General features: G+C 57.1%; 12 protein-coding genes. 8 read left to right on the top strand and 4 right to left on the bottom strand.

What is annotated here, in order from left to right; genetic code table 11:
- Nucleotides 1-313 precede the first annotated feature (313 nt).
- The 4 genes from RN02_RS33725 to RN02_RS12070 all read right to left on the bottom strand — a co-directional run bounded on the left by RN02_RS33725 (nucleotide 314) and on the right by RN02_RS12070 (nucleotide 1,998).
- The gene (locus RN02_RS33725; protein ID WP_161796245.1) at nucleotides 314-490 is read right to left on the bottom strand and encodes a hypothetical protein; all 177 of its coding nucleotides are present in this window, start codon (nucleotides 488-490) and stop codon (nucleotides 314-316) included.
- An 18-nt stretch (nucleotides 491-508) separates the two neighbouring features.
- On the bottom strand, nucleotides 509-1,018 hold the full coding sequence (locus RN02_RS33945) for a hypothetical protein (protein ID WP_043314730.1): 510 nt from the start codon (nucleotides 1,016-1,018) through the stop codon (nucleotides 509-511).
- Nucleotides 1,019-1,452: 434 nt separating this feature from the next.
- The gene (locus tag RN02_RS12075) at nucleotides 1,453-1,791 is read right to left on the bottom strand and encodes a hypothetical protein (RefSeq protein WP_043314729.1); all 339 of its coding nucleotides are present in this window, start codon (nucleotides 1,789-1,791) and stop codon (nucleotides 1,453-1,455) included.
- 18 nt (nucleotides 1,792-1,809) lie between these two features.
- Nucleotides 1,810-1,998, bottom strand: a complete 189-nt coding sequence (locus RN02_RS12070) for a hypothetical protein (RefSeq protein WP_043314728.1) — start codon at nucleotides 1,996-1,998, stop codon at nucleotides 1,810-1,812.
- Nucleotides 1,999-2,175: 177 nt separating this feature from the next.
- On the opposite strand from RN02_RS12070, the gene RN02_RS12065 reads away from it, so the two are divergent.
- From RN02_RS12065 to RN02_RS12025, 8 genes are all read left to right on the top strand, one after another.
- Complete coding sequence (locus tag RN02_RS12065; RefSeq protein WP_043314727.1) at nucleotides 2,176-3,321, top strand: phage/plasmid replication domain-containing protein; 1,146 nt, start codon at nucleotides 2,176-2,178, stop codon at nucleotides 3,319-3,321.
- 1 nt (nucleotide 3,322) lies between these two features.
- Nucleotides 3,323-3,496, top strand: coding sequence for a hypothetical protein (locus tag RN02_RS33720; protein WP_161796244.1), 174 nt, complete (start codon nucleotides 3,323-3,325; stop codon nucleotides 3,494-3,496).
- A 159-nt stretch (nucleotides 3,497-3,655) separates the two neighbouring features.
- A complete protein-coding gene (locus tag RN02_RS12060; protein ID WP_043314726.1) occupies nucleotides 3,656-3,916 on the top strand; it encodes a hypothetical protein in 261 nt (86 codons plus the stop codon).
- Between the two features lie 35 nt (nucleotides 3,917-3,951).
- Complete coding sequence (locus RN02_RS12055; protein WP_043314724.1) at nucleotides 3,952-4,236, top strand: single-stranded DNA-binding protein; 285 nt, start codon at nucleotides 3,952-3,954, stop codon at nucleotides 4,234-4,236.
- Between the two features lie 326 nt (nucleotides 4,237-4,562).
- Complete coding sequence (locus RN02_RS12045; protein ID WP_052267716.1) at nucleotides 4,563-4,784, top strand: hypothetical protein; 222 nt, start codon at nucleotides 4,563-4,565, stop codon at nucleotides 4,782-4,784.
- A gap of 136 nt (nucleotides 4,785-4,920) precedes the next feature.
- A complete protein-coding gene (locus tag RN02_RS33215; RefSeq protein ID WP_152623750.1) occupies nucleotides 4,921-6,402 on the top strand; it encodes a hypothetical protein in 1,482 nt (493 codons plus the stop codon).
- An 8-nt stretch (nucleotides 6,403-6,410) separates the two neighbouring features.
- The gene (locus tag RN02_RS12030) at nucleotides 6,411-6,698 is read left to right on the top strand and encodes a hypothetical protein (protein WP_043314719.1); all 288 of its coding nucleotides are present in this window, start codon (nucleotides 6,411-6,413) and stop codon (nucleotides 6,696-6,698) included.
- Nucleotides 6,699-6,702: 4 nt separating this feature from the next.
- Entirely contained in the window at nucleotides 6,703-8,016 is a 1,314-nt protein-coding gene (locus tag RN02_RS12025; protein WP_082033772.1) for a zonular occludens toxin domain-containing protein, read from the top strand.
- The last annotated feature ends 113 nt before the right edge of the window (nucleotides 8,017-8,129 follow it).

Genomic DNA, 8,129 nt, shown 5'->3' with positions numbered 1-8,129 from the left:
CTTCGCATAATATCGTGACGTTACGTTAAGTCGGCTCCGGACAATGCTGATAAGCTCCGGGGCCGATTTAGCGTAATGTCCATTATGCGATGCCCGCCCTAGACATCCCCGAATATCTGTTACGTGACGCAAAACTCTGGTTCCCGGGGCGCGATGCCCTGGACGCGGTTTGCTGCATGCTCGAGGACTACCCGCGGCTTGCGGGTGAGATTCGACAACTGAGGCGCCGGGTTGCCCAGCTCGATGATGAAGGGGCTTTGCTGGATGACCGCCTGGAAGCGCTCCAGGCGGCCTGCCGTGCGATCTTGGACCTTTAGGGCTGCTTGGCCTTGGCTTCGCGTTCCTTGCGCTCCTGGGTGGCTTCCCAGGTCTCGCCAGTGCGCAGCCAGTGGCGTATGAAGCCATATCCGACGATGGCCATGACTGAGCCGGCCAGGATGATGACGGCGAGGATTAGGGCGACTAGGCCTATCGTGATCTGAGTTTCCATGGCTTATTTTCCGTTACGTTACTTATATTCGGTGACTGGCAGGTTTGCCGGTACGATCCTGTAACGCAGTGCTGATCCAGCTTTCAGCAGGTCTTTTACGAACTTTTCGGCGTCCCGCCAGTTGTCGAACGGTTCGTTATCCGGGTTTGTTTCGCCGATCGTTTTCCATTTCCTCGACCGCGTGTCCCAGCTCTGCGCGTGGTATTGGATTAGCTCTGCTGCCGCGTTCAGCGGATTGGCCTTTTCGTTACGTGACGTCAGCTCGGCTTTCAGCCTTTGGACTTCGGCTATGCGGTCGTCCAGCTGGTCGCTGCGGAGCTGGTACATGGCCTTGATCTCTGCCAGCTCCTTTTCCAGCGCGCGTACGCGCTTTGCATCGTCATTTTCGTTACGTTGCGCTTTTTGGCGTTCGCGGTAGAGGCGTTGACGCTCGGCATTGCTCAACGCCTGGCCTGTCGCCGGGCGACCACGGCCGCGCTTGGGTTCCAGGTCCATCGGTTGGGTTTGCTTTTCCAGGTGGTCGATCATGGCGGTTGGCTCCGTTGCCGTTGCTCATGGTCTAATTATAGTAACGTAACGATAAATAGGCTAGCGTAACGTAACGATAAATCAACCGTTCGTCGGTATTTATCGTTACTCTTTTCCGTTACGATAACTCGCGCCTGGCCATCCTCGTCAGGTGCCGCCACCCCGGCTCGTCGTGCAGCTCCATCGCGCGGCGAACGGAGTGCCGGGCGAAGCGAACACTTGACGTTGCACCTTCGAAAACAGCCTCTGCGAGGGAGTGCGGGAGAGCTTTCCCTCCCGCGCTCCTGACGCCTCGCGGGCGAGAGCGGGTTGTAGGGCAGCGCCCTACGGTCTTGCGGGTTTCGATTTGCGTAACGCGTTACGGAAAACGCGCCGGAGGGGTGGGGGTGCTGTAACACCCCCAATTCACCGCGGACTTCCGCGGTTTGGCGACGTTACCAGTCTTTTTCTCGGAGCCCTTGGGTGCATTCCTGGACGTCTTTGTCTATGACGTTTCCAGGCTTCATGCAGTCCTTGGTGCTGCGAACGATGCTTGTGTTTCCCAGTCCCTTGGGGGCGCTCTTCTGTTGCTGCAACGCCCTTCTGGCCCCGTCTGCCATCACTCCATCCCCCGTTCCTGCCATGAATTCCAGGGCTGTTTGTGATGCTTTTTGCTGATATGCCCTTGCGGCTGGCTGCAAGGCTTCTGCCGCCCTTGTTGCTATGGGCTTCTCTTCTGCAATGGCTATCCCTGCGCTGATGAGCAGGGCGATTGTGATCGCAAATCGCCTCATTTCCTTTTCTCTTTGTGCTTACTCGGGGTCTATGACTACTTCGCCGGACGGGCTTAACTTTGCGTAGGTCATTGATTTCAAGAGTATTTCATGCAGCAGCTTTGAGTCGCTTAATGGCGGCTTGCCATGCTTCATTAGCGCCTGGTTTATCTCGATGGACTTCTTTCTCAGAAGCTCCTGTTCTTCCTGGGTGATCCTCAGTTGCATCTGCTTTTTCACCTATTCATGCCCCGCAGTGGCGCCGCATCTCTCGAAGGTTAATGTCGTTTTGTCGACAAGCATTGACATTGACTTGTCGACAAATCTACATTTGCCGCCAGGTCGATTTGTAAATATGTCAACAAAAGGCTGGCGATGTCTCCTTCGACTAATCCGCAATCTCGGATGTTCTACGACTACCTAGCGGTCGAGCAGGTCTTCTCGTTCGAGCTGCCGCAGGTGTCCGATACCCGTATTTGCTACTACGACAAGCGCACCGGCGAACGCCTCAAGGTGACTGAGCCGGGCTGGAAGCATGAGGGCAGCTACTCGACATCGATTTCCATCCGTGCTGACGGCAACAAGCTGGTCGTGAAGGGCAACCCGAGCGCGGTCAATCGCCTGGATAACCTCGATGGGTTTCGCTCGCTCGATGAGTGCATGGCGGTCTTCAACGACATCGTCACGTCGTATACCGATGAGTATGGCTTTCGGCGATTGCCGCGTTTCACCAAGTGCACCGAGTGGGGCATTCGCCAGGGTGAAGACGGCACCAAGTCCAGCATGGTCGGCAACGGTGCTCGCATCCGTCGTATCGACCTGACGACCAATCGGACGGTAGGGAAGGGCAACGACCTGGCTTATATCCGGGCGCTCTCCACCCAGCTGTGGAAGCGCAAGGTGGGCCACCTCTATGAGGACGGGCGAACCGTCGATTGGAAGGCCCGCGACCACTACGAGAAGGCGTATCAGAAGGCGCACGCCATTCGTAAGTTCCTGTTTCCGAAGTGCAAGCGGAATTTTGGTGAAGACTCGCCCGAATTCCGCTACCTGCAATCGCTCGCGAACTACTGCGATGAACATGGCGTGGTGCGCATGGAGCAGGAACTGAAAGCGGAATACCTGCAGCGGGAGCGCCTGGAGTGGTGGGGGCTTTTCGATGAGTCCCGTTTCCGCGACATCCACGCGGAATTTTTGGCGATAGATCAGAAGCTTGAGGTGATGGGTATGGACTACAGCACGATTGCGCAGACGCTGAAAGAGAAGGGCATTGTTGCCTCCACCCAGGCCGCCAACGCGACCGCCAACATCGCCATGCAATGGATGCACTGCCCGGGTATCCAGTTCGATTTTAAGAAACGCCAGATGGAAGAGTACGCGGCGCGCCTGAACAAGATCGGCATCAACATCCGCATGCCCTACGACGTCACCCGGCATACCGCCGTTCTGGTCCGTCGTGCGACCGAAATTGTCACCAACGACAACCTGGTGCTGCCGAGCTTCTACCGGCACGCCCAGGCACCGCGCACTCAGCTGCGCCTGGTGGCCTGACATGTCTCTCTTCGATCTTGACGAGATGGACCGCTTGCTCAAGTGGGACGTTGTTTATCAGGGCATTTACTGCCTGACCGTCTCCGCCGCCAGTCTTGAAGAGGCGTTTCAGATGGCGATGCATGCCCTTGGCGTTGACTCCGATGACGACGTTGAAGTCTGGGAGGTTGAGTGATGCGCCTTCGCCCTCGCTACTTCGTCGCGCTCCTTTGGCATTGGTCGCTGCCTTTCGTGCTGGGCTCGATGTTCGGTCTTTCGGTCTGCGCCTGGCAGCTTCGGCAGATGGGGCCGCAGATTGAGGCGTCTTTCCGGGCTACTGCTGAGCAGGTGTGCCATGCGGACCGTTAGCTTCCAGGGCATCCAGCTTTCGGCCTCTGAGCGTGCCCGCGCGGCCCTTCAGGCATCGCTGCGTAGCTCCATCGTGGCTAATCCTGCGCTGCTTGAAATGCCGGCCGTTCAGCCCGTTCCGCGTGAGTCCCGGGAGGACCGCGAGCGTCGGCGTTACTGGGAAATTGTTGCTGAGTTCAAGCGCTTCGCCCGTACCGAAATTTGGTCTGACGGCACGCCCTGGGTGGGTGATGCCTTCGGCTTCTAACGCCCATTCGGGCACACGTTGAGAGAGGAAAGACGATGGATATTCAGGTTGAGATTGAGAGCGCCGAGGTGGTGGTCAAGTCGGGCAATTCGGCCAAGACCGGCAAGCCCTACCAGATCCGCGAGCAGAAAGCGTACGTCACCCTGCCGGGGCAGAAGTACCCGCAGCACATCAAGGTCACGCTCGATGACAACGCGGCTCCATATGCGCCCGGCCTCTACACCGTCGGCCCGGACAGTTTCTACGTGGGGCGCTTTGAAGACCTGCAGATGCGCCTGCGCCTGGTGCCGCTGGTGAAGCCTGTTCGTCAGGCCAGCTGATCGGGGAGGGCGCCTAGATGCTGATCGCTGAGTTTCTCGCCTTGTACGTCGCTGCGGGCGTGGTTGTTCACGGCCTCGGCCGCTGGGCTCGTTCGTGACTACGTACACGGTCGCCTGCGATGGCGAAATTCAGGTGCTCAGTACCGGCGCGCCCAGTTGCTCCACCCCTTGGGTGCTTGTTGAGTCGCACCAAGATTTCGACCCCACCACGCTCGACCCTGCGGCACTCGCCCAGGCGTTCGGGGTCGGCTTCGTCTTCGTCGGCGTACCGCTTGCCGTCGTGTTCGGAGCCCGAGCAATCCTCAAGATGATTCGGAGTTAAGTCTATGAAACTGAACAAAAATGGTGTTGTCGCCCTGGGCTCGCTCATGGCTGCTGCTGGTTCCGGCCTGGCTGCTGCTGCAGGCCCGGATTTCTCCACGATCACCGCCGGCGTTGACTGGACCTCGGTAGTCAACGGCGTCCTGGCCGTTGCCGCCCTGGTCGCTGCGGTCTACGTCGCCGTTCGCGGCGCCAAGATGCTGCTGAGCATGATTCGCGGCGCTTAATCTGGCCGTCGATCAAAGGGGCGGCTTCGGCTGCCCCTTTTCTTTTGGGGAGGGCGAAACATGGCTGATCTTTATTACTGCATATCGTTCTTTTTTGGTGGCATGTCTGCGCTTTGTTTCTTCTGGAGTCTTTGATATGCGCCGGATAATTGCTCTTTTGTTTCTCGTTTTTTGCAGTGGAGCCAATGCGGCGGATTATTACTGGATGTGGATCAATAGCAATTCATCCACGTATTACGGCGCTTCTCCAGCCGAGTCCTGTAATAAATATATTCAATATCAATGGCCTAGCGCCACTGAAACTTATATAACCAAGATAGTGATGAATTCCGATTCTCAAGCGTCCTGTTTTTTCATGCGAAAGGGGTATATTAGTGAATACTCCACTTCTTTCATTCGCAAGGGCGATTCCTGTCCCTCTGGCCAGAGTTACAACCAGTCTACAGGCGAGTGCTATACGCCTGCCGGCGATGACTATACGTTCTGCAGCAATACGACTGTTGAGTCTGATAATCCAATGGTTTGGATTTCGGGGACTTGCACTGATGTTTGGAAGACTTACGATAAAGCTGTTTACTGCAAGTATTTCTCCAAGACCAATGGCGGCTCCACCGGTCACTCGCAAGTTTCTGTGGATTATGATACTGCTGATCCAGGGCCTATTAATGGTACTTCTGTTGCCGCTAACGAAACTGGCTGTGAGTTGGTTATTGCTACTTCTCAATGCACCGTTAATGCGGACGGCAAGAGTTCTCACTGCCTGGTTACGGGGACTTATACCGGTAATTTAGGTGGCGGCACGGGCAATCCTAAAGATGAAGATTGCCATACCAATGGTGGTTGCGCTGTGCCTGACTTAACGCCCAAGACCGATACAAACAATCAACCGTGCAATTATTCGACGGGTTTTGATGGCTCTCAATCCTGCACGTCGAAACAAGAGACGAAAACGTCTGGCTCGCAGAACTGCGGCACGGCTAATGGCGTGTTCAGTTGTGACTGGAAGGCACCGACTTCCAAGGGCATTGATATTGCGACGAACATCAGTACTTCGACCAATGCGGACGGTTCTACCACGTCCGTGAAGACGGATGTTTCGACCAAGACGGTGTGCAGCGATATGAACGTGTGCACCAGCTCGACGACGACGACCAAGACCACGACGACCAAGGATGGCAGTGGCGTGGTGACGTCTACGCAATCGACCTGCAGCGGTGCGGCTTGCGGTACTGGCTCGGCCTCCAATGGCTCGGGTACGGGTTCTGGCGGCACAGGGGAGGGCGAGGGCGGTGGTGACTGCGTAACGGCAGAGGAATGCAGCGACGGCTCCAGCCCGGATACGCCCAAGCTGGATAACGTGGACGATTACCAGACCACGACACAGAAGTTCTATGACACGGTTAAGTCGAGTCCGATTGCAACGGCAGTTGGCAATATTTCTGCGCCTGATACTGGTACTGCGCCGACATTGACGACACCGGCTATTCAGGCCCTGGGCGGCGTTTCTTTGGACTACGGCATTATTCGTGATTTGAAGACCACGATTGACGATGTTTTGCAACCGACCATGAAGGCTTTCTGGTGCTTCGTGGCGATCATGATATTCCTCATGGCGTGAGGTGAATTATGTTGGATTGGCTGAAAAGTTGGCTGAATGACATTCTCAAGTGGTTTGTCGAGTGGGCCGAGTGGATTCCGAAAAAGATTTACTCGGTGGTCATGGAAGGCATTGGTAAGTTTATTAATGCGTTGCCGGTTCCTGACTTTATGTCGCAAGCCAGTGGTGCGTTTGCGGGCATTCCGTCGTCGGTAATGTGGTTTGCTTCGACGTTTGAATTAAGTTTCGGCATCAAGGTTTGTCTTGCTGCACTGCTGGCAAGGTTTATCCTGCGCCGCATTCCGCTGATCGGGTGATGCCATGCCAATTGATGCGTATGTGGGTAAGCCTGGCCATGGTAAGAGTTATGGCGTGGTTCAGCACGTAATTATTCCGTCGCTCAAACAGGGGCGGCATGTTGTAACGAATATTCCGTTGCAGGTGGATATGCTGCTTGAGGACTATCCCGAGGGCCGCATTACGCAATTGCCTGTCGATTGGGATAAGCGCGATGACCTGGCTGACCTGGCGCCTCCAGGCTCGGTATTGATCCTCGACGAACTCTGGCGCCGTTGGCCGTCGGGTTTGAAGGCAACGGCCGTGCGCGAGCAGGATAAGGCGTTGTTGGCCGAGCATCGTCATCGCGTCGATAAGAACAACAAGTCGATGCGTATTGTTCTGGTTACTCAGGACCTGAGCCAGATTGCGTCCTTTGCGCGTGCGCTGATTGAACAAACTTACCGGGTGGTAAAGAAGACTAAGAAGGCGTATCGCGTGGATATCTACAGCGGTGCGGCCACGGGTGATCGTCCGCCTAAAAGTCAAATGCAACGCCAGTCGTTCGGCACTTACAAAAAGGAGGTTTATCGTTACTACAAGTCCGCTACGCAAAGTGAAACGGGCGACGTGGGTGATGAATCCAAGGCCGACAATCGCGGCAACATCTGGCGGTCGCCGGCGTTGTGGGTGCTAGTTGTGGCCATCCCTGCGCTGGTCCTGCCTGGTGCTTGGGGTGTTCGTCACTTCTTCAGCCCGGAGGCGCATGGCTTGCACGTGCAAAGCGAGCTGGTGAACCCGCCGCCTGCGGCTGCAGCACCGGCGCAGCAGGCGAGGGCGTCTGCAGATCGTGTGGTGCAGGCGGTGACGGGTGTTTCGGTTAGCGGCGCGGCGCCTATGAGCGCGACCTGGCGCGTTGCTGGCTGGCTTGGCTGCTCGGTGCCGGTCGATGGGGATCCGTCCAGGGTGAAGCCTTGCGGGGCTTCGGTGACGGGTTCCGGCTCGGTCAGCCGGACGTCGAGTGTCGTGCTCAGTGACGGTTCGTCCAGGCGCATCGTGCCGATGGCTGACTGCCGGTGGATTGAGCGCGATCTGTACGTGTTGTGTGACGTGGACGGCGAACGGGTGACGCCCTGGACCGGTCGCGGCGCGGTGACGAAGGTCGTGGATCCGGAAGCATCTGTGCAGGCCCAGCAATCAGTCGGGCGCAGCGAGCGGAGCGACCTGCGACCGGCTGATGCCGGGCCGCTTTCAGCGTCCGTTCAGCGGCCCTCGACGCCGCACGCTACAGCGACAGTCGTAACCGTTGTGCCGGACAGCGAGTATGCTTCGCGCCCCTGGAGGGGCCAGGATGATTGAGCCTGCAGACGTGTTTGTTACGGCGTGCCTGGCGGCGCCGTTGCTGGTCCTGAACATCCTGGCGGTTTCCGAGCTACTGGGCTTCATCGCTCGGTGCTTAGGCTTCGCATAAT

Origin of the sequence: Pseudomonas sp. PI1, assembly GCF_000812405.1 — a bacterium.
Classification (GTDB): domain Bacteria; phylum Pseudomonadota; class Gammaproteobacteria; order Pseudomonadales; family Pseudomonadaceae; genus Pseudomonas; species Pseudomonas citronellolis.
Note: the sequence above shows the minus strand (reverse complement) of the source record. Positions and strands in the feature narration are given on the sequence as shown.